The sequence below is a fragment of the Stenotrophomonas sp. C9D9 genome (assembly GCF_056491205.1).
The window spans coordinates 1,157,261-1,176,298 of the sequence record NZ_JBSZIF010000004.1; the positions used below are offsets into that span (position 1 = coordinate 1,157,261).

20 protein-coding genes are annotated in these 19,038 nt (G+C 66.3%); 5 read left to right on the plus strand and 15 right to left on the minus strand.

The window, feature by feature from the left end:
• Window positions 1-40: 40 nt before the first annotated feature.
• From ACXI0D_RS10810 to ACXI0D_RS10850, 9 genes are all read right to left on the minus strand, one after another.
• Window positions 41-1,213 (minus strand): hypothetical protein, encoded by a 1,173-nt coding sequence (locus tag ACXI0D_RS10810; protein ID WP_479642571.1) that lies wholly within the window; start codon window positions 1,211-1,213, stop codon window positions 41-43.
• 2 nt (window positions 1,214-1,215) lie between these two features.
• A complete protein-coding gene (locus ACXI0D_RS10815; protein ID WP_119007314.1) occupies window positions 1,216-1,545 on the minus strand; it encodes a phage tail protein in 330 nt (109 codons plus the stop codon).
• Window positions 1,545-2,693: a phage tail tape measure protein gene (locus ACXI0D_RS10820; protein WP_119007315.1), complete on the minus strand. Its 1,149-nt coding sequence runs from the start codon at window positions 2,691-2,693 to the stop codon at window positions 1,545-1,547. Before ACXI0D_RS10820 ends, ACXI0D_RS10815 begins: the two co-directional genes overlap by 1 nt.
• A 76-nt stretch (window positions 2,694-2,769) precedes the next feature.
• Complete coding sequence (locus ACXI0D_RS10825) at window positions 2,770-3,027, minus strand: DUF1799 domain-containing protein (protein ID WP_119007403.1); 258 nt, start codon at window positions 3,025-3,027, stop codon at window positions 2,770-2,772.
• A 50-nt stretch (window positions 3,028-3,077) separates the two neighbouring features.
• On the minus strand, window positions 3,078-3,386 hold the full coding sequence (locus tag ACXI0D_RS10830) for a phage tail assembly chaperone (RefSeq protein WP_014645599.1): 309 nt from the start codon (window positions 3,384-3,386) through the stop codon (window positions 3,078-3,080).
• Entirely contained in the window at window positions 3,386-4,045 is a 660-nt protein-coding gene (locus ACXI0D_RS10835) for a phage tail protein (RefSeq protein ID WP_119007316.1), read from the minus strand. Before ACXI0D_RS10835 ends, ACXI0D_RS10830 begins: the two co-directional genes overlap by 1 nt.
• A gap of 71 nt (window positions 4,046-4,116) precedes the next feature.
• Complete coding sequence (gp17, locus tag ACXI0D_RS10840) at window positions 4,117-4,473, minus strand: tail completion protein gp17 (RefSeq protein ID WP_101764746.1); 357 nt, start codon at window positions 4,471-4,473, stop codon at window positions 4,117-4,119.
• 23 nt (window positions 4,474-4,496) lie between these two features.
• Window positions 4,497-4,847, minus strand: coding sequence for a head-tail adaptor protein (locus tag ACXI0D_RS10845; RefSeq protein WP_119007317.1), 351 nt, complete (start codon window positions 4,845-4,847; stop codon window positions 4,497-4,499).
• A complete protein-coding gene (locus ACXI0D_RS10850; RefSeq protein ID WP_069138078.1) occupies window positions 4,844-5,356 on the minus strand; it encodes a head-tail connector protein in 513 nt (170 codons plus the stop codon). Before ACXI0D_RS10850 ends, ACXI0D_RS10845 begins: the two co-directional genes overlap by 4 nt.
• A gap of 378 nt (window positions 5,357-5,734) precedes the next feature.
• Here ACXI0D_RS10850 and ACXI0D_RS10855 point away from each other — a divergent pair, with 378 nt between their 5' ends.
• Window positions 5,735-6,691 (plus strand): cation diffusion facilitator family transporter, encoded by a 957-nt coding sequence (locus ACXI0D_RS10855; RefSeq protein ID WP_101764744.1) that lies wholly within the window; start codon window positions 5,735-5,737, stop codon window positions 6,689-6,691.
• A 111-nt stretch (window positions 6,692-6,802) separates the two neighbouring features.
• A complete protein-coding gene (locus tag ACXI0D_RS10860; RefSeq protein ID WP_049399846.1) occupies window positions 6,803-7,228 on the plus strand; it encodes an organic hydroperoxide resistance protein in 426 nt (141 codons plus the stop codon).
• A gap of 156 nt (window positions 7,229-7,384) precedes the next feature.
• Here the strand turns inward: ACXI0D_RS10860 and mmsB are convergent, their stop codons facing one another.
• The 5 genes from mmsB to ACXI0D_RS10885 are packed head-to-tail and all read right to left on the minus strand — an operon-like array spanning window position 7,385 to window position 12,924.
• Entirely contained in the window at window positions 7,385-8,275 is an 891-nt protein-coding gene (gene mmsB, locus ACXI0D_RS10865) for a 3-hydroxyisobutyrate dehydrogenase (protein WP_075675624.1), read from the minus strand.
• Window positions 8,272-9,447: an enoyl-CoA hydratase/isomerase family protein gene (locus ACXI0D_RS10870; protein WP_479642572.1), complete on the minus strand. Its 1,176-nt coding sequence runs from the start codon at window positions 9,445-9,447 to the stop codon at window positions 8,272-8,274. The genes mmsB and ACXI0D_RS10870 overlap by 4 nt, the downstream gene beginning before the upstream one ends.
• On the minus strand, window positions 9,444-10,241 hold the full coding sequence (locus tag ACXI0D_RS10875) for an enoyl-CoA hydratase (protein WP_479642573.1): 798 nt from the start codon (window positions 10,239-10,241) through the stop codon (window positions 9,444-9,446). The genes ACXI0D_RS10870 and ACXI0D_RS10875 overlap by 4 nt, the downstream gene beginning before the upstream one ends.
• Entirely contained in the window at window positions 10,238-11,404 is a 1,167-nt protein-coding gene (locus ACXI0D_RS10880) for an acyl-CoA dehydrogenase family protein (protein ID WP_164117876.1), read from the minus strand. The genes ACXI0D_RS10875 and ACXI0D_RS10880 overlap by 4 nt, the downstream gene beginning before the upstream one ends.
• A gap of 14 nt (window positions 11,405-11,418) precedes the next feature.
• A complete protein-coding gene (locus ACXI0D_RS10885; RefSeq protein ID WP_049399840.1) occupies window positions 11,419-12,924 on the minus strand; it encodes a CoA-acylating methylmalonate-semialdehyde dehydrogenase in 1,506 nt (501 codons plus the stop codon).
• Between the two features lie 115 nt (window positions 12,925-13,039).
• Here ACXI0D_RS10885 and ACXI0D_RS10890 point away from each other — a divergent pair, with 115 nt between their 5' ends.
• Both ACXI0D_RS10890 and ACXI0D_RS10895 read left to right on the plus strand, forming a co-directional pair.
• The gene (locus ACXI0D_RS10890) at window positions 13,040-14,407 is read left to right on the plus strand and encodes a helix-turn-helix domain-containing protein (RefSeq protein ID WP_032128200.1); all 1,368 of its coding nucleotides are present in this window, start codon (window positions 13,040-13,042) and stop codon (window positions 14,405-14,407) included.
• Window positions 14,408-14,819: 412 nt separating this feature from the next.
• Window positions 14,820-15,773, plus strand: coding sequence for a DUF1028 domain-containing protein (locus ACXI0D_RS10895; RefSeq protein ID WP_119007320.1), 954 nt, complete (start codon window positions 14,820-14,822; stop codon window positions 15,771-15,773).
• Window positions 15,774-15,870: 97 nt separating this feature from the next.
• On the opposite strand, the gene ACXI0D_RS10900 is transcribed toward ACXI0D_RS10895, so the two are convergent.
• Window positions 15,871-17,763 carry a patatin-like phospholipase family protein gene (locus ACXI0D_RS10900; RefSeq protein ID WP_101764740.1) on the minus strand — a complete coding sequence of 631 codons (1,893 nt, stop codon included), beginning with the start codon at window positions 17,761-17,763 and terminating at the stop codon, window positions 15,871-15,873.
• Window positions 17,764-17,957: 194 nt separating this feature from the next.
• Here ACXI0D_RS10900 and ACXI0D_RS10905 point away from each other — a divergent pair, with 194 nt between their 5' ends.
• On the plus strand, window positions 17,958-19,007 hold the full coding sequence (locus ACXI0D_RS10905) for a bifunctional nicotinamide-nucleotide adenylyltransferase/Nudix hydroxylase (RefSeq protein ID WP_005411941.1): 1,050 nt from the start codon (window positions 17,958-17,960) through the stop codon (window positions 19,005-19,007).
• Window positions 19,008-19,038: the final 31 nt, after the last annotated feature.

The window sequence follows — 19,038 nt, forward strand, 5'->3', positions numbered from 1 at the left end:
TCACGGCTTCCCGACTGGTCCCGCAGGTGTAGGAATGCACTCAGAGTTCGGCATCGGCGGTGTAGTGGCCTGCCAGCAGAACAGATCCGCTTACCAGGAAACCTGCGCCGCCCACGTCCGCCATGAACGCCTGGCTCGTTGCCATGACTACATTGGTCAGGGTTCCCGCGCGCCATGCTCCGCCAGCGGCGTCGTAGTACCTCCAGAAGCTCGGCGATCCGATGTCACCACCTTCTCCGCCTGCGTGGAAAAGCAGCTGTGGCGTGCCGCGCATCGTGCCCTTGAACTCTGCAACAACGCGGCAGGTGCCACTGTTGAAGGCCACTGCATTCCGGTGGACGGCGGAGCTGCTCCTGCTGTTGGGCACCTCTGCAACAGGGAAGGACTTCTGGTAGTAGCGCTGGCACAGCGCAAGCTCGTGGGCCGGTGATCTCCACTCGAAGCGGGTCGCCCGTGCGCCGGCTTCCCACTGCATTTCACCGAAGTACAACTGGCCTGCCTGCGCGCCGAGCCCTCCTGTGCGCGCGTTGAAGTCGCTGCCTGCCGAGAGCCATACCGCACAGATGACCGAATCATCGCCACCGCCAAGCGTCTTACCGTAGATGGAAGGAAGACTGACGGTCTTGCTGATCCGGTTCAGGCCCTGTGCGAGCGTAAACACTTTCGGCTGTATCCCCGTGACAGTGGGGCTTCCGCCTGTTCCGAAGCGCTGCAGGAATTCGACTGCGATCTTTCTCCCTGCAGTGCCTGCGTTGTAGACCAGGAAGGATAGCGTGCTCTCTGATGCGGCAAAGGTCCGCACACTTTCCACACGCTGCTCGAACAGGAAATGGTGTCCGGCAGCGTTGTGGTTCCCGTTGCAATTGGCGGCCAACGTGAACAGGCTTTTCGGGAAGTTCGCATCGCCCGGGGCAACGGGTGATTTGAATATGCCTGCTCCGTCCATCCCTCCCTGCTGTGCAAAGAATCTGTCCGCACAGTAGGCAGCAGCAGCGGTGAAGTTGTCCCCACGCTGCCAGAAGTCGAAATTCCCGTTGATCAAGCGGTTCTTTCCCGAGACAGAGTCTGCGATGGCACCGGGGATTCCCTCCAGCGCCAACGCAACATCCTGAAAGTTCTGGTTGATCTTGGTGAAGGCGGGCCGCTGGGTCTCTCCACGCTTTCCGTTGGGCTGGATGGTATCCAGGTCGATCCGTTGAAGATCCATGCTCATGCCTACGCCTGGAAGGTCTGCTCGAACGTCGCGGTGATGGTCGAGACCTGTCCACCGAGATGGCTGTCGGTGTAGGAATCACACATGTACAACCCCTGCCCCAGTGGCCCCTTCCACAGGAAGCTGCGGCCGGCATGACCATCCAGGAAGGCCACGATCTCGCTGATGGTCCTGCGGTTGCCTACGAACTGCAGCTGGTAACTGCGCGAGGTGGCGTTCAGGCCATCAGCGGCGGCCTGCGCATAGCCATCACCGAACTTCGCGCGCTTCACGGCGGCGGTGGTGGTCCCGGTGCTCTGGCTGGTTGCCGGCCAGGTGAAAGTGTCGGTCATTACATGGCACTCCTGCTGAGCACACCACCTGCCTTCAGGTCACGACTCTGCAGTTCGCGGTACTTGCGTTCCACGAACTGGCCGATCTCGTTGCCGAACTGCTGCAGCATGCTTTCGTTGGTGGTGACTTCCTTGCCACCGTTGTTGTCGATGCGGATGCTCACACCCACGCCACCGCCACTGCCTCCACCGCCATGTGCGGCCACGCCGAGACGGCCGTCCGGCCCGCGCTGCAGCGGCATGATCGCTTCCGGTCCCGCTTCGCCGAATACGCCGGCACCCTTGGCGAAGGCGAACAGCTGCGGGGTGTCATAGACACCGCCGGAGTAGACGGAGAGGCCGGGCGATCTGAAGGTGCCTCCCTTTGCAAAGCCGGAGATCGGAATTGATTCCTTCTGCACGGGCCCCACACTGCCACCGAAGAGCATCTTCACGCCCCAGACGATGGCCTGCTGGATCGCAATCTTCTTCAGATCCGCGATCAGTGCCTTGGTCAGTTCATGATGGTTGGATTTGCCGGTGGTTACGAAGTTGTAGAGCGCCGTTCCGGCGGCATCAAATGCCTTGGTGAAGACAGTCTGCGTGTTCGTCGCGGCATCCTGTGCCTTCGCGGTATAGGCCTCGAACGCATCCTGGAATCCGTTCTCGATACCCTTCATGCCCGTCTTGATCTTCCGCGAATCGTCTTCCTTCTCGTCCTTTTTCGCGCCCGTCTTCTCGGGCTTCGCGATGTTCAGGTACGTACCCCTGGCCGAACGCCGCGCATCAGCGAGGAAGCCGCTGCGACGTTCACCATCGGTGGACAGTCTGTCCAGGTTGCGCGCGGTAGCATCAGATGCGACTTCTCCGGGTGTCCTGCCATCACGCCGGGCGTCCTCTGCAGAACTCTGCGCCTGCTCCAGCGCAGCTTGTACGACTGCCAGCGTTCCAGCCAGCTTCTGAACCATGGTATCGGCGAGGGAGATGCTGCTTTGAAGTACACCGTTGAGTGCGGACTGAAGCACCGTGCTCTTCTGCGCATACTGCTGCTGAAGCTGCGTCAGTGCATTGAACTCGGCCATGCTGCGCGTCGCGGCCTGGACGGCGGAGTCCAGCCTGGCGTTGATCTCAACAGCAGCAGCCGTCGCTCCGAGCGTTGTGTCGGCCATGAAATTCTCCTGGCTTGAATGGGGCCTCACGTGCTGGCGAGGCCGTTGTCTGGCATCGGCGTTGGCCGCTGCCTGCTTATTCGTGCTGCATGTGCTTCAGGGCCGCATGCTCGATGACGCGGATGCCCGCCATCACTTCAGCGTGCCGCTCCGGCACAAGCGCTTCGCGCTGCAGCTCCTGATAGACCACGTTGTAGTCCAGCCCGATCGGGCCACCTGCGCCAACGCGCCACTGGGTGGAAACCCGTGAGAAAACCTCGATGGGAAGCACACACTCGGGCCACAGCTCGACCTGCGGCGGTGGAAAGTGCTTTGCCTTCAATCCAAGCTGCATCAGCTCGGACTCGGTGGGGGCCCGCCAGTACAGGGCCCCCACCGCCTCGATCAGTTTCCCTTGCGTGCGACCTGCAGCGCCTGGGTGTAGCCACCGATGATGGCGCCATCCAGGCCGGCCTGCTGCTGCAGCGCCAGCTCGACGCCGGCGGTATCCAGCGCCACATCGGCATCCCAATCCACCACGATGTCCAGGATGGCCTGGGCCACGCTCAACGTGTCATCGCCCAGACGCTCCAGCAGGCTGGCGTAGTCGGCCACCGACAGATGCCGGTAGGTCAGGTTGAGCTTCTGCTCGCGACCGTGACCGACGATGGTCAGGGTGCTCTTGAAGCTCTCCGGCGCCTTTACCTGGAACATCAGGCGCCCTCGACCAGGATGGAGTCGGCCAGCGCGGTGAAGGTCGCGGTGGTGCCCATCGGGGTGTTGGCAGCCATGGTCGGGTCGCCGTTGTAGCTCAGGTAGCCGTACCAGTACAGCACGTCGCCGCCGACCAGCTTGGCGCGCAGGATCACCGGCTCGCCCTTGGCATCAACGTTCTTCAGCGCCGGGTACCACGGCTTCTTCGGATCGTAGAACAGCGGCAGGGTAATGGTCTTGGCGTTCTTGAAGGTCGGCAGCTGGACCTGGCGACCGGTCGGGTCTTCCAGCAGCGTGCCGCTCCAGTACTGCTGCTCGCCACCGGCGGTGGTCGGGTCGCCCTGCTGGTCCAGGTCGACGAAGGCGCCTGCCTTGCGCAGCACGCCGGCACCGCTGGTGCCCGGGAACAGCACGGTGTCGGTGGTGTCGATGCCCAGCAGTTCAACGCTGCCGGTGGCTTCAGCACCCGCGCGGGTGGCGCGGTTGTTCAGGGCCGGCCAGCCCGGCAGTTCAATGACCACCACATCGCCGGTGTCGACGCTGTTGGCGGCAACGCTGGCCAGTGCCGGCGCAGCCTTGGAGATCGCGGTGGTGGCGATCGCGGTGGAGACGACCGGTGCGAAACCGAACTGGGTGCCCTTGGGAAGCTTGAGTGCCATGGTGTATTTCCTCGTTGGATAAAAAAAAGCCCGGCGGTTGCCGGGCTGGGGTGTTGCACGGGTGAAGGGGTTTACGGGTCGGCGTACCACAGGCCGAAGTCGAGCCGCGCGCCGTGTTTGTGCAGCACCGGCTCATGCACGGCGATTGCAGCGCCGAACGACTCGGCGGTCGGCAGTCCCGCGCAGACCTGGTCCTCAATGGTGCGGATCAGGGTGTTGGCCTGGGCACGACTGTCTGCCCAGACGGTCAGCTGCACGCGAGCGTGCTTCTGTTCGGGAGTGGAACCTTCGTTGAACCACACGGACTGTCCACCCATCTGCTGGTAGACGGCACACGGGTAGATGACCGGTTCCGGCGGAACGTCGGGATACAGCCGGCCCTGCAGCAGCGGGGCCAGCAGCGCGTGCAGCTGTGCTTCGTAACTCATCGCGGTGTCCTGGTTGGCGTCGCTCAGGCAATGCCTGAAGACTGTTCGGTGAACAGCACCGTGGTCTGGCGCCGGCTGAAGTCCGGAGCAACGCCGGTGATGTTGAAAGCGCGACCGTCATGCACGATGCGCATGCCGACATGGATGCCGGCCTGTCGCGCGGCCGCCAATCGGACATGGAAGCGCTGGCGGCGGATTGTTGCCGGGAGGCGGCTTTCCAGCGTCAGCCGCTGCACGCTGTCTGTAGGATCGGCAGTGACGGCGGCCCACAGTTCTGCCACCGGCTGCCAGGCGTCCAGCGGCTGCCCCCAGGCGTCGAGCTGGCCGTCCTGGCGCTCGATACGGATGCGGCGATTGAGGTGGCCGGCGTTCATGGCGTTGCGGCCGGTCGGTACGGATCAAGCAGCGCGGCCACGCCGAACGGCAGTTCCATTGCGATGGCAGTGGCGCCTGCCGGTGCATCGAGCGTCTGTGCAGAGACGACTACGGCTTCGCGATGGGCGTACAGGTGGCCCAGCAGCAGGCGTACCGCTGCACGGATGCTGTCATTGGCGGGCATGCCCAGCAGCAGGCGTGCACTGCGCGCGGTGGCCACGGCCAGGCGACGATCGGCCACATCCCGCATGGCCTTGGCCTTGGCCGCGTTGGTCTCGGCATTGGCGGCGGCAACCGCGGCTTCATGCCCGGTCACCGCCGCCGCCATGTCTTGCGGCAGCTGGTCCAGCGCCTGGTCCAGCGCGGCCTGGTCGGCGTACAGTTCGCGGCCCAGGTAGGCTGCGGCCGCGTCGCTGGCTGCCGCCAGCAGGTCACCCAGGATGGCGTCGTCAAAGTCGCCGTCGATACGGCAGTGCGCGCGGCACTGCTCAAGGGTCAGCAGGGGCATCGAATCCTCCTTCGTTGATGGATGTGGAGTGCCCCGACCCTGCGCGCACGGCGGCGCCCCACGCGGTCACCAGGACGGCGCGGGAAAAGCAGGATCGGGGCGGAAGACAGAACGGCCGCGACGGGAACGTCAGGGCCGGTGGCGATGGCGTCGCAGCGCGCGATGGCGCAAACGAAAGAAGCCCCCGGGGTCACCGGAGGCTTCTATGTCATCGTGGTACAAACGATACGCTTCGGGTGTGCACCCGTCAATCCGCAATCGGTTACCAGTCTGGTGACTTTTCCAGGCGCTGTGCGGCTGCGGTCACGGCGGCATGCTGCAGGCTGGATAGAATGGCGACGCGCTGCTTCCGCAGCCCATTTCCCGCTGGATTCCCGCATGCCTGCCACCACCGAACGCTTCTTCGATGCGCGTACCGAACAAGGCGTGCTGCGCCTGTCCATCGCAGGCTCACTGCTGCTGGCCGCGGCAGCGGTGGTGTTCGGCCTGCTGGCCAATTCCTCGCTGATCATCTTCGATGGCATCTACGGCCTGATCGATGTGGTGATGACCTGGCTGTCATTGCTGGTCGCACGGCTGATCGCTCTATCCACCAGCAGCGATGCGCTGCAGTCGCGTCTCAACCAACGCTTCACCATGGGCTTCTGGCACCTGGAGCCGATCGTGCTGGGCGTGAGCGGCACGCTGATGATCGGCGCGGCGCTGTATGCACTGGTCAATGCGGTGGATGCGCTGATGTCCGGCGGTCGCCACATCGCGCTTGGCCCGGCCATCGCCTTCGCCGGGTTGTCGATCGTCGGCGAAGGTGCGCTGGCCTGGTTCGTGCTGCGTGCCAACCGCCGCATCGGTTCGGAGTTCATCGCGCTGGACGCGAAGAACTGGGTGATCGCCGCCAGCATGTCGGCCTGCTATCTGCTGGCCTTCCTCGGCGGTGTGCTGGTGCGCGGTACCTCGCTGGCCTGGGTCGGGCCCTACATCGACCCGGCCATCCTCGCCTTCGTCTGCGTGCTGGTGATGATCGCCCCGCTGGGCACCGTGCGCCGCGCGCTGGCGGGCATCCTGCTGGTCACCCCACCAGAACTGCAGGCGCACGTGGACGCGGTGGCACGCGCGATCGTCGCCAAGCACGGCTTCGTCGAGCATCGCAGCTATGTCGCGCAGGTGGGGCGTGGCGAGCAGATCGAGCTGTTCTTCGTGGTACGCGAGGACGACCCGCCGCGGCCCCTGCTGGAATGGGACCAGCTGCGCGACGAGATCGGCGATGCGCTGGGCGAGGCCTCGCCGGACCGCTGGCTGACCATCATGTTCACCACCGACCGCGAGTGGACGATCTAGGCCGGCAGGACGATCAATCAAGTTTTTCGTACGAACTGCAACCCAACGTACGCAGAAACCGGGCAAAGTAGGCTCCAACGCAACACCCACCCACTGACCAGGAGCATCACGATGTCCATCGAAAAGGTTCTGTATACCGCCCAGGCCACCTCCACCGGCGGCCGTGAAGGCCGTTCCGTCTCGTCCGACAACGTGCTGGACATCCAGCTGTCGACCCCGCGCGAGCTGGGTGGCGCCGGCGGCCCGGGCACCAACCCGGAACAGCTGTTCGCCGCTGGCTACTCGGCCTGCTTCCTGGGCGCGCTGAAGTTCGTGGCCGGCCAGGCCAAGGTCGCGCTGCCGGCCGACACCACCGTCACCGGCAAGGTCGGCATCGGCCAGATCCCGACCGGTTTCGGCATCGAGGCCGAGCTGACCATCAGCGCTCCGGGCGTGCCGCGCGAGCAGCTGGAAGAGCTGGTGCAGAAGGCGCACATCGTGTGCCCGTACTCCAACGCCACCCGCGGCAACATCGACGTGACGCTGGTCGTTGCCTGATGCGAGGGGGGTCAGAGCCCTTTCGCGTTGCGAAAGGGATCCGCCCCCCCCCAAAAAAATGGGCGGATGCCGGTCGAAACCGAACATCCGCCCATCCCACCTTCGTTGTCCCGCACGGGGGCATGAGGTTGCCGGCCAGCGGCCGGCACTACCAGGTTACTTCTCGCTCGTGATGAGCTGCACGACGCTGGAGAAATCCAGCTTGCCGCGACCGGCCTGGTGGTTCATCGAGTACAGGTTGCGGGCCACTTCGCCCAGCGGAATCGAAGCGCCGACACTCATCGCCGCTTCCACCGCCAGGCCCATGTCCTTCAGCATCAGATCACTGCCGAAACCGCCGCTGTAGCCCCGCGAGGCCGGCGCATTCTCCAGCACGCCCGGCCACGGGTTGCACACTTCGGTGGCCCAGCTGCGGCCGGTGCTGACCGCCATCATCTGCGACAGCACCTTCGGGTCCAGCCCGTGCGCCACGCCGAGGGCAATGGCTTCGCCGGTGACCGCCATGATCACGCCCAGCGCCATGTTGTTGCACAGCTTGGCCACCTGGCCGGCACCGCTGGCGCCGACGTGGAAGATGTTCTTGCCCATCGCCTGCAGCACCGGGCGCGCGCGTTCCAGCGCGTCCTCCTCGCCACCGACGATGAAGGTCAGGGTGCCGGCCTGGGCACCGGCGGTACCGCCGGATACCGGCGCGTCGATCATCTGCAGGCCACGTGCGGCGGCGGCTTCGGAGACCTTGCGGGCGCTGGCCGGGGCGATCGTACTGCAGTCGATGACCAGCGCACCGGCCGGGATCGCGGCGAGGATGCCGTCGTCGCCCAGGTACACGCCTTCGACGTGGCGGCTGGCCGGCAGCATCGAGATCACCACTTCGGCACCGGCCAGGGTGTCGCGGGCCGACGATGCGGCGCTGGCACCGGCATCGACGGCGGCCTGCACCGCGGCCGGAACCAGATCGAACACGCGTACGCTGTGTCCGTTCTTGACCAGATTGGCGGCCATCGGGCCACCCATGTTGCCCAACCCGATGAATGCAATGTGGCTCATGCAAGGCTCCTTTCAACAAGGGGAGTGCCCAGGTCGGCCAGCGGATGCGCGGCATCGGCCCAGGGGGAAGCGAAGAAGGTGTCGGCCCACGCGGCGGTGGCCTCGGCCAGGGTGGCCGGATTCCACTGTGGATTGCGGTCCTTGTCGATCAGCAGTGCGCGGATGCCTTCGGCGAAATCACCATGGGCGGCGCAATGCAGGGCGACGATGTACTCCAGGCGGTAGATCGCGGCGAGGTCCTGGCCGGCACCGCGGCGCTGCAGTTCGTACGACAGCCGTGCCGAGCCCGGTGCACCGGCGGCGAGGGTCTTCTGTGCCGCCTGCAGCCAGGCATCGTCAGTCTGCAGGCCGGCAATGCGCGCAACGATCGCTTCAAGGTCATCGCCTTCGCACAGCGCATCGACCTGCGCCGCATTGGCCAGCAGCGGACCGGTTGCTGCATCGCTGGCATGCGATTGCAGCAGATGGCTGAGCCGCTCGTGGTTGTGTGCGGCATCGCCCGACCAGGCCACCTGCAGCAGCGCATCGAACACCGCGCTGCGGCGCTCTTCGGCCACGTGCACATCGGCCAGACCGGCGTAGATGGCATCGCCCGGATTGAGCAGCGCACCAGTCAGGGCCAGGAACAAGCCGCCCTTGCCCGGAACGCGCGGCAGCAGCCAGCTGCCACCCACATCGGGGAACAGGCCGACGGTGATTTCCGGGAAGGCCAGCTTGGAGCGCTCGCTGACCACGCGGTGGCTGGCGCCGGACATCAGGCCGATGCCGCCGCCCATCACGATGCCGTGGCCCCAGCACAGGATCGGCTTGGCGTAGGTGTGGATGAGGTAATCGACGCGGTATTCAACGTCGAAGAACTCAGCGGCGTAGTCGTTCTCGCGGATGTCGCTGCGGCCGGCCTCGCGGAAGGCTACCATGCTCTTGTACAGGCTATGCAGGTCGCCGCCGGCGCAGAACGCCTTTTCACCGGCGCCCTGCAGCACCACCATGGCGATACCGTCGTCGTCGGCCCAGGCATTCAACTGCTTCAGCAGCAGGTGCGCCATCGGCAGCGAGAAGCCGTTGAGCGTACGCGGCGCATTGAGCGTGGCGATGCCGATGCGCGTGCCGTTGCCGGCCACGCGCTCTTCGAACAGCACCGGTGCGTCGTCGGCAGCGGTGTCGGTGCTCATGCGTTCTTCCACTGCGCGGCGCGCTTTTCCAGGAAGGCGGTCACGCCCTCGACCTGGTCGGCGGTGTCGAACAGGTCGACGAAGGCTTCGCGCTCGGCCACCAGCGCCGAGGCGTGGGTGCCGGTGCGGGTGGACTGCACCAGAGTCTTGCAGGCGGCGATGCTGGTCGGGCTCTGCTTGCCGGCCTTCTTCGCCCATTCCAGCGCCAGCGCCTTGGCTTCGCCCTTGCCGACCTTTTCTTCGGCCAGGCCGATGCGCAGCGCGGTCTCGGCGTTGATGCGCTCGCCCAGCAGGATCATGCGCTTGGCCCAGCCCTCGCCGACCAGGCGCGGCAGGTTCTGGGTGCCACCGGCGCACGGCAGCAGGCCGACGGTAGCCTCCGGCAGCGCGACCTGGGCATGGTCTTCAATGATGCGCAGGTCGCAGGCCAGCGCGCATTCCAGGCCACCGCCCATGGCGTAGCCGTTGATCGCGGCGATCGACACGCCACGGAACCCGGACAGCGCTTCGAAGGCTTCGCCGAAGCGGCGCGCGGCTTCACGTGCAGCGGCCTTGTCGCCGGAGGCGAACTGGTTGAGGTCGGCACCGGCGGAGAAGAATTTCTCGCCGCCACCGGTGATCACCAACGCATAGATGTCGCGGTCTGCGTTGAGCGCGCCCACCAGGTCGCGCAGCGCCGACAGGCTGTGCACGGTCCAGGTATGCGCCGGCGGGTTGTTCAGGGTGACCATGGCGGTGTGGCCATCCACCTCGACCTTCAGGCCCACGTGCTCCTGGGTACGCCAATCCTTCATCGCAGTTCCTCTTCGGTGTTGAGCAGGTGACGGGCAACGATCACCCGCATGATCTCGTTGGTGCCTTCCAGGATCTGGTGCACGCGGCAGTCACGCAGCAGGCGCTCGATCGGGTACTCGCGGATGTAGCCGTAGCCACCGTGGATCTGCAGTGCTTCGTTGCAGACGTTGAAACCGGCATCGGTGGCGAAGCGCTTGGCCATCGCGCACCACACGTTGGCGTCGCTGGCACCGGCATCGAGCTTGCGCGCGGCGGTGTGCACCATCTGCCGTGCAGCCACCAGCTGGGTGACCATGTCGGCCAGCTTGAACTGCAGCGCCTGGAACTCGGCCAGCGCCTTGCCGAACTGGCGGCGCTCGCCCATGTAGCGGCGCGCGGCATCCAGCGCGCCCTGCGCCGCACCCAGCGAGCAGGCGGCGATGTTGATGCGGCCGCCATCGAGCCCCTTCATCGCCAGCTTGAAGCCGCCGCCTTCCTCTCCCAGAAGGTGGCTGACCGGCACGCGGACGTTTTCGAAGGTGATGCCACGGGTGGGCTGGCTGTTCCAGCCCATCTTCTCTTCCTTGCGGCCGAAGCTGATGCCCGGCAGGTCCGCCGGCACCGCAATGGCGCTGACACCGCCGGCACCGGCACCACCGGTACGTGCCATCACCACCAGCAGCTCGGTGGCACCGGCGCCGGAAATGAAGGCCTTCGAGCCGTTCAGCACATAGAAGTCGCCATCGCGCACGGCGGTGGTCTTCAGCGACGCAGCATCGGAACCGGCACCCGGTTCGGTCAGGCAGTACGAGGCCAGCTTGTTGCCCGAAGACAGGTCGGTGCCCCACGCATCGCGCAGTGCCGGCTGGCCCCACTTGGACACCATCCACGAGGCCATGTTGTGGATGCTGATGTACGCCGCCGTCGACGGATCGACGCTGGCGAGCTCCTCGATGACGACGGCGGCGTCCAGTCGGCTCAGGCCGCTGCCGCCCACTTCCGGGTCCATGTACAGACCGCAGAAGCCCAGTTCACCGGCCTTGGCGATCGCCTCGCGCGGAAAGATGCCCTCCGCATCCCATCGCGCGGCGTGCGGCGCCAGTTCGGCCTGTGCGAAGTCGCGCGCGGCCTCGCGGTACGCCTGCTGCGCTTCTTCCAGTTCCGTCGTCATCGAGTGGCTCATGGCTGCTCCTGCCGTTACTTCAGGCTGATCGTGGTGTTGACGCCATGGCTGAGCGTCTCGTCATCGAACCAGCGCGCGGTGACCGTCTTGGTCTGGGTGTAGAACAGCACCACCTGCTTGCCGTACGGGCCCAGGTCGCCCAGCTTGGACGCGCGCGAACCGGTGAACGAGAACAGCGGCACCGGCACCGGGATCGGCACGTTGATGCCGACCTGGCCGACGTCGATGTCTTCCTGGAACTTGCGCGCGGCGGCGCCGGACTGGGTGAACAGTGCGGTGCCGTTGCCGTTCGGGTTGCTGTTGACCATCGCGATGGCCTCTTCCAGCGTCTCCGCTTCGAGGATGACCAGAACCGGCCCGAAGATTTCTTCCTGGTAGATGCGCATGTCGGTGGTGACACCGGCAAAGATGGTCGGGCCGACGAAGTTGCCCTTCTCGAAGCCATCCACCTGCGGCTTGCGGCCATCCAGCACCAGCTTGGCGCCCTGCTCCACGCCCGAGGCGATCAGGCCTTCCACGCGCTCGCGGGCGCTGCAGGAGATGACCGGGCCCACGTCGGTGCCGGCCACGGTGCCACCGCTAACCTTCAGGGTCTTGGCCTTGGTGACCAGGTCCTGCACCCAGTTGCGTGCTTCACCGACCAGCACCAGGGTGGAAGCGGCCATGCAGCGCTGGCCCGCGGCACCGAAGGCGGCACCGACCATCGCGTTGAGGGTCTGTTCCTTGTTGGCGTCCGGCAGCACCACGGCGTGGTTCTTGGCGCCCATCATGCACTGCACGCGCTTGCCGGCCAGCGAGGCACGGTTGTAGACGTGGGTGCCGACGCGGGTGGAACCGACGAACGACACGGCCTTGATGTCCGGATGGTCGCAGATCGCGTTGACCACTTCCTCGCCGCCGTGGACGACGTTCAGCACGCCCTTCGGAATGCCTGCTTCCAGGGCAAGCTCGACCAGGCGCATGGTGACCATCGGGTCCTGCTCGGACGGCTTGAGGATGAAGGTATTGCCCGTTGCAATCGCCATCGGGAACATCCACAGCGGGATCATCGCCGGGAAGTTGAACGGGGTGATGCCGGCGCACACGCCCAGCGGCTGCATGATCGTGTAGGTGTCCACGCCATTGGCCACGTTGTTGGCCAGCTCGCCCAGCTGCAGGTTGCCGATGGCGGCGGCATGCTCGACCACTTCCAGGCCACGGAACACATCGCCTTCGGCGTCGGGCAGGGTCTTGCCCTGTTCGGCGGTGAGGATGTGGGCCAGCTCGCTCATGTTTTCGCGGATCAGCTGCTGGTACTTCAGGAAGATGCGCGCACGGGTGCCGATCGGGGTCTTGCGCCAGGTCTTGAAGGCTTCCTTGGCGGCGGCGACGGCGGCGTCCACTTCGCCGGTGGTGGCGAACGGCACCTTGGCCAGCACGTCCTGGGTGGCCGGATTGATCACGTCCTGCCAGTGGGAGGTGGCCGATTCAACGAACTGGCCATCGATCAGCATGCGGATACGGGGCGCTGCAACAGTCATGACGACAATCCCACAGGGTGCGAAAGATGCTTGGCATTATTCACAGCACCCACCTCGATTTCCGGGCTGAATCCGCTTAATCTGGCCAACACGCCAGACGATTCATGTTAATTTTGTGAATTATTCAGCCCCCCAGCGACAACTTGGCCTGCGCCTGCTGCGGCTGCGCGAGCAGCGCGGCTACAGCCAGGCGGATCTGGCACGGGCGCTGGGGCTGTCGGCCAGTTACCTGAACCAGATCGAGCGTAACAAGCGCCCGCTCACGCCGGCGGTGCAGAAGAAGCTGGGCGAGGTGTTGGGCGATGTTTCCGCACTGTTCGACGAGGATGAGCCCGCCGCGCTGCAGGAAGCACTGGGTGAAACCCTGCGCGATCTGGGCCTGGCCGAGGTCAGCGCCACCGAACTGCGCGCGCTGGCCGGCAACCTGCCGCAGGTCAGCCGCGCCCTGCTGGACCTGCATCGCCGCCACCTGGCGCTGCGCGAGCATGCCGCCGCACTGGAATTCCAGCTGGGCGAGCCCGGCGCCGGCAGCACCCTGCCGGCCGGCGACCAGGTACGCGAATTCTTCAACCGCATGCACAACCACATTCCCGAGCTGGACGAGCTGGCCGAGCAGCTGTTCGCCGAGTGGGGGCTGTCGCCCGGGCATGTGGCGCCGCGGCTGCGCCAGCTGCTGGCCGACCGCCATGGCGTGCTGGTGGAAGTGGCCGCCCTTCAGGCCGGGCGCGAGAAGCGGCAATACGATGCCGGTGCGCGGCGGCTGTGGCTGCCCGATTACCTGGAGCCCGGCCAGCAGGCGTTCCAGATGGCGGCCGAGCTGGCCCTTCACGGCTACCTGCCGCAGATCGATGCAGTGGTGGCGCGCGCCGGGTTCACCGATGAGGCACGCATCGCGCAGGCGCGGATCGGTCTCTCCAACTATTTCGCCGGCGCGTTGGTGATGCCGTACATGCGCTTCCTGCGGGCGGCCGAAACCAGCAGCTACGACATCGAACTGCTGGCGCATCAGTTCGGCGTCGGCTTCGAAGCGGTCTGCCATCGGCTGAGCACGCTGGCACGGCGCAGTGCGCCTGGCCTGCCGTTCTTCTTCATCCGCGTTGACCGCGCCGGCAATGTGTCCAAGCGCCATTCGGCCACCGATTTCCATTTCTCGCAGGTGGGCGGTTCGTGCCCGCTGTGGATCGTCTACGAGGCGTTCAACCAGCCCGGCCGCATCCTTACGCAGACGGCGCGCATGCCCGATGGGCGCCGCCATTTCTGGCTGGCGCGGCAGGTCAGCAGTGGCCCGGTGGGCCATGGCCAGCCGCGCAAGACCTTCGCGGTGGCACTGGGCTGCGATCTGCAGCATGCCGAGCGGCTGGTGTATTCACTGGGACTGGATGTGCAGAGCCCGGGCAACTCGGTATCGATCGGCCCGGGGTGCCGGGTGTGCCCGCGCGAGGACTGCATGCAGCGTGCGTTCGCGCAGTTGCCGGGGCGGTAGGGGTGGTTCGGCAGGGCTGCGCCCTGCACCTGCTTCAATCCAAGGCAACAGCAAAAGCAACAGCGGGCTTTCCGTGGGATGGCGGGGTGGATCCGGTTGCGGGGGACGCTGCAAGTACGTCCATGTAAGCTCGGTCGCCGCATCCATGCGGCTCACGCCCCCGCAACCGGACCCACCCCGCCTTCGACAGTTTCCCGCTGCTGTTGGTGGGTGCTGACCGTTGGTCGGCACGCTGCTGTTGGTGGGTGTCGACCTTGGTCGACACGGTAGATCCATGCCATGCGTGGATGTTCTTCGATGAAGGTTCGAAATATTCGATTTCGATGGGATTCCATCCACGCATGGCGTGGATCTACTAAACCTTTCGTGCGTAGGCTGCATCCCATTGCAATGCCTGCCCACGGAGTTGGCCATGTTCCTGCTGCGTTCCTGCCTGGTCCTGCTGCTCGCTGCCTGCGCTGCGCCGGCGTGGGCGACGTTCTCCATTGCCGCCTGCAACGAGGCCGGCGACTGCGGGGTGGCGGTGGGCACGCACAACCTGGCGGTCGGGGGCGTGGGTGTGCCGTGGGCACAGGCGAAGGTGGGCGCGGTCGCCAGCCAGTTCGAGACCAACCCGACCTATGGGTCGAAGGGTCTGGAGTTGATGGCCAAAGGCCGCACGCCTGCCCAGGTGCTGAAGCAGCTGCTCGATGAAGACGGCAACTTCGATGGCACCACGCTTGCCGAGCGCCAGGTGGGGCTGGTCAGCGCGCGCGGCGGCAATGCGCAGTACACCGGCGCTACCGCGCAGCAGGCGGATTGGGCAGGTGCGCAGGGCGAAGGCATGCTGAGCGTGCAGGGCAATGGCCTGGCTGGGCCGCAGGTGCTGGCCTCGATGCAGCGCGCCTTCGCCGCAACACACGGTGAATTGGCGGCGCGCCTGCTGGCGGCGCTGGAAGCTGGCCAAGACGCGGGAGGCCAGCGCAGCGGGCAGTGGTCGGCGGCGCTACTGGTGCGCACGCCAGGAGGCGACTGGCAGGACACCGACCTGCGCGTGGACGCCGACCCACGCGCGGTCGCGAGGCTGCGCGAGCTGTACGACATGCGCCTGTCCAACGAGGCGATCATCCAGGCCGAGCAGCGTTGGGAGAACGGCGATGTGGCAGGTGCGCGCACTGCGCTGGCGACCTCGTTGTCACTGGCCCATGGCTGGGACCGCACCTGGGCGCGCGCTGCGCGCCTGGCCATGCGGCAAGGTGATATCGCGCTGGCCCGCGAATACCTGGCCGGCCTGCGTGCGCTCAATCCGGGCTGGGTGAAGCAGGAGCTGGCATTGCCCTTGTATGCGCCATTGCAGGGTGATGCGGTGGTGGCGCCGTGGCGATGAGGCACCGCAGGGGGTCGGATCCGTTTTCCTGCGGAAAACGGATCTGACCCCCATTCGAGATGCATCCATGCATGGCGTGGATCTACCGAGGACCGGCTCAGTAGATCGGCGTCACCTTCATCTGCGGCAACGGGCGCGGTGCACCGTCGGTGAGGTCGGGGCCGAGGTCCTCCCAGGTGCGTCCCTGCTCGACCATCAAGCCCCACAGCTGCTGCGAGGCCAACCGCTTGTCTTCCGAACCCAGCTTGTATGACGGTGGCGTCGGTTCACCGCGGGCAACCATCGCGTATGCCGCGCGATAAGCCAGCACCTGCTGTGCCGGGTCATCGGTGCGCGCCACTTCCAGCGTGTAACGCTGGTAGGCCGAGGCCAGGTTGCGCCAGCGGATCCAGTAGTGGTTCTCGAACGAGAACGAACAGAAGCGCGCACCGGCCAGGCTGCCCTTGTCGGCGATGCGGGTCAGCACCTCCTGCGGCATGTCCAGGTTCATGCCGCCTTCGTCGCCCTGCAGGCTGACGTGCACGATACGGTCGCGGTAGCCCGGCGCACGCGCCTGCAGCAGGTCGCGCCAGTTCTGCATGGTCGCCACCACCGCGAACAGGAAGCGGCCCAGCTCCGCAGCGGCCAACGGCGTGGCGATCGACTGGTAGGTGCGCTGCCAGCCGTGGCGGTTTTCGGTGGGCAGGAACACGGCATGTTCCAGCGCCTGGCGGCCACTGCTGCCGTGGCTCACATCTTCGGCATGCTGCGGGTAGACCAGATTGATGGCGAACGTCGGCCAGCGCGGCAGGGCGGCGTCGAACAGGTGGATCGGGAAGTTGCTGCTGATGCCACCATCGGAGAACCAGCAGATGCGGAACGCGGTGATCACCGGGCCACAGGTCTGGCCGGCACTGGTCAGCCCTTCCATGCTGTCGGCCACGTTGTGCTCCTGGTCGGCCGCAGGCGCGGTCGGTTCACAGCGGCGTTCGCGGCGCGAGGGCTCATGCAGCGGCACCGCGCTGATCAGCAGCGGGAAGCTCAGGCTCATGCGCGTGGCCACCAGCACCGGCAGCTTCGGGCCCTGTGGCAGGTGGTAGTACTGCCGTCCTTCCACCTCCAGCGGCGGGCCGGCCTGCTTCACCAGCCACTGCACCACGCTGGCGGGGAACAGCTGCTCGAACTCCTCGCGCAGGAACCAGAACTGCGCGCCGCCCAGCGGCAGCGTGCGCGGCTCGTTGTGCGACACGCAGGTGGTGATCATCTGCAGGCTGATCGCATGCGGGCTGTCCGGCTCACCGGCGTAGCGCGGCGCGTCGTGCAGGTCGGCGAAGGTGAGCGGTGCATCCAGCGGCTTGCCGGACAGCTGCTGCAGGCATTCATGCAGCCACTCGGTCAATGCCGGCGTGCGTGCATCGCGGCCGAGGCCGCTGCACAGGCCCAGCAAGTTGCGCCGCGCCACCCGTGCCACACGCAGCGCGGCACCGGCCACACCCGCACCGTACGCACACAGCAGTGAGGGCAGCAGCGTGGCGGCCACGCCGCTCCAGCCACCGCCCCACCAGCCGAGGCCGAGCAGCAGCGCCAGCGACACCAGCACTTCCAGCGGCGCGATCTCGAATACCGCGACGGCCAGGCACAGCAGTTTGTGCGGCAGGCCGGCATTGCCGGTCAGCACCACCAGCAGCCGGTAGGCCGCGCGCGCGCCCCGTGCCGGCTGGAACAGGCTGTAGATGAAGCCGCGCCGCGACAGCTGCGCCGACACCGCCGACAACCCGCCGTAGCCGGCATCGCCGGGCAGATGTTCGCCCGCCTGCTGCCGGCGATCACCGCATGCCGCCGCGGCCGCCACGGCTGCGGCGATGGCGCCCGCCGAAGTGCCGCCGATGCTCTTGAAGCGATACTCGCGCGCCAGCGCCAATACCGCATTGGGGTACACGATGCCGCTGGTGATGCCGCCTTTCATGACCAGATCGCAGTACTTGTCCGCCACTGTCTTGCCCCCGAGCATGCCGTCCGCCGCGTGGGTGCCAGTATGGCGCAGAGGCTTCTCAGGGCCTGAGAACAGCAGCGCAGTCCCGGCAGGAATCTTCGGTGTTCAGCGGAAGGCATGCCTGCAGGCTTGACCCGCCCCGCCATCGGCGTAGCATCTGCAGCAAGCCAAGGGACAGACCCGCGGCTGCCACAACGACATGAGGGATTCTCATGGAATTCGACTATCTCGTCTTCATCGGGCGATTCGAGCCCTTCCACAACGGCCACGCCGCCGTTGCCCGCCTGGCCCTGAGCCGGGCCCGCAAGCTGATCTTCCTGGTCGGCTCTGCCGATACCCCCCGCAGCCTCCGCAATCCCTGGACCGTGGCCGAACGCGCCGTGATGATCCAGGCTGCCCTCGATGGCCACACCGACCGCCTGCTGATCCGGCCCCTGCGCGACCACCTGTACAACGAAGCGCAGTGGATTGCCAACGTACAACGCCAGGTGGCCGAAGCCCTGCGCAACGATGGCGCCGCTGCCGATGCCAAGGTGGGCCTGATCGGCATGGACAAGGATGCCTCCAGCTACTATCTGCGGGAATTCCCACAATGGCCGCTGGTGGACGTGCAGCACACCGCCACCCTGTCGGCCACCGAGCTGCGGCGCTACCTGTTCGAGGCCGGCGACGTCGACTTCCACGGTGCGCTGCTGATGCTGCGTGGCAATGTGCCGGCGCCGGTGTACGACATGCTCGAAGCGTTCCGCAAAAGCGCGCCTGCCTATGGCCAGCTGGTGGCCGAGTACCGCTTCATCGAACAGTACAAGGCCGCCTGGAAGGATGCGCCGTACGCGCCCACCTTCGTCACCACCGATGCGGTGGTCGTGCATTCGGGCCACGTGCTGCTGGTGCGGCGCCGTTCGGAACCCGGCAAGGGGCTGTGGGCGCTGCCCGGCGGCTTCGTCGGCCAGGAGCAGAGCCTGCTCGACAGCTGCCTGCGCGAACTGCGCGAGGAAACCCGGCTGAAGATTCCGCTACCGGTGTTGAAGGGGTCGTTGAAGGGCCAGCAGGTGTTCGACCACCCCGACCGCAGCCAGCGTGGTCGCACCATCACCCACGGCTTCCACTTCGAGTTTCCGGCCGGTGACCTGCCGCCGGTGCGCGGCGGCGACGATGCCGACAAGGCGCGCTGGATACCGGTGAGTGAAGCACTGGACATGGGCCCGCAGCTGTTCGAAGACCACCTGCACATCCTGGAGTATTTCCTCGGCCGCGGCTGACCGGCCCGGCTTCCCACTGGCGGATAGACCG

Excerpts from the sequence above, each read along its gene's own strand:
- ACXI0D_RS10905 (WP_005411941.1), top strand. The coding sequence starts at position 17,958 with ATGGAATTCGACTATCTCGTCTTCATCGGGCGATTCGAGCCCTTCCAC.
- ACXI0D_RS10880 (WP_164117876.1), bottom strand. The coding sequence starts at position 11,404 with ATGAGCCACTCGATGACGACGGAACTGGAAGAAGCGCAGCAGGCGTAC.
- ACXI0D_RS10835 (WP_119007316.1), bottom strand. The coding sequence starts at position 4,045 with ATGGCACTCAAGCTTCCCAAGGGCACCCAGTTCGGTTTCGCACCGGTC.
- ACXI0D_RS10900 (WP_101764740.1), bottom strand. The coding sequence starts at position 17,763 with ATGCTCGGGGGCAAGACAGTGGCGGACAAGTACTGCGATCTGGTCATG.
- ACXI0D_RS10820 (WP_119007315.1), bottom strand. The coding sequence starts at position 2,693 with ATGGCCGACACAACGCTCGGAGCGACGGCTGCTGCTGTTGAGATCAAC.
- ACXI0D_RS10885 (WP_049399840.1), bottom strand. The coding sequence starts at position 12,924 with ATGACTGTTGCAGCGCCCCGTATCCGCATGCTGATCGATGGCCAGTTC.
- ACXI0D_RS10875 (WP_479642573.1), bottom strand. The coding sequence starts at position 10,241 with ATGAAGGATTGGCGTACCCAGGAGCACGTGGGCCTGAAGGTCGAGGTG.
- mmsB (WP_075675624.1), bottom strand. The coding sequence starts at position 8,275 with ATGAGCCACATTGCATTCATCGGGTTGGGCAACATGGGTGGCCCGATG.
- ACXI0D_RS10810 (WP_479642571.1), bottom strand. The coding sequence starts at position 1,213 with ATGAGCATGGATCTTCAACGGATCGACCTGGATACCATCCAGCCCAAC.
- ACXI0D_RS10850 (WP_069138078.1), bottom strand. The coding sequence starts at position 5,356 with ATGCCCCTGCTGACCCTTGAGCAGTGCCGCGCGCACTGCCGTATCGAC.
- ACXI0D_RS10895 (WP_119007320.1), top strand. The coding sequence starts at position 14,820 with ATGTTCCTGCTGCGTTCCTGCCTGGTCCTGCTGCTCGCTGCCTGCGCT.
- ACXI0D_RS10860 (WP_049399846.1), top strand. The coding sequence starts at position 6,803 with ATGTCCATCGAAAAGGTTCTGTATACCGCCCAGGCCACCTCCACCGGC.
- ACXI0D_RS10845 (WP_119007317.1), bottom strand. The coding sequence starts at position 4,847 with ATGAACGCCGGCCACCTCAATCGCCGCATCCGTATCGAGCGCCAGGAC.
- gp17 (WP_101764746.1), bottom strand. The coding sequence starts at position 4,473 with ATGAGTTACGAAGCACAGCTGCACGCGCTGCTGGCCCCGCTGCTGCAG.
- ACXI0D_RS10870 (WP_479642572.1), bottom strand. The coding sequence starts at position 9,447 with ATGAGCACCGACACCGCTGCCGACGACGCACCGGTGCTGTTCGAAGAG.
- ACXI0D_RS10815 (WP_119007314.1), bottom strand. The coding sequence starts at position 1,545 with ATGACCGACACTTTCACCTGGCCGGCAACCAGCCAGAGCACCGGGACC.
- ACXI0D_RS10855 (WP_101764744.1), top strand. The coding sequence starts at position 5,735 with ATGCCTGCCACCACCGAACGCTTCTTCGATGCGCGTACCGAACAAGGC.
- ACXI0D_RS10830 (WP_014645599.1), bottom strand. The coding sequence starts at position 3,386 with ATGTTCCAGGTAAAGGCGCCGGAGAGCTTCAAGAGCACCCTGACCATC.
- ACXI0D_RS10825 (WP_119007403.1), bottom strand. The coding sequence starts at position 3,027 with ATGCAGCTTGGATTGAAGGCAAAGCACTTTCCACCGCCGCAGGTCGAG.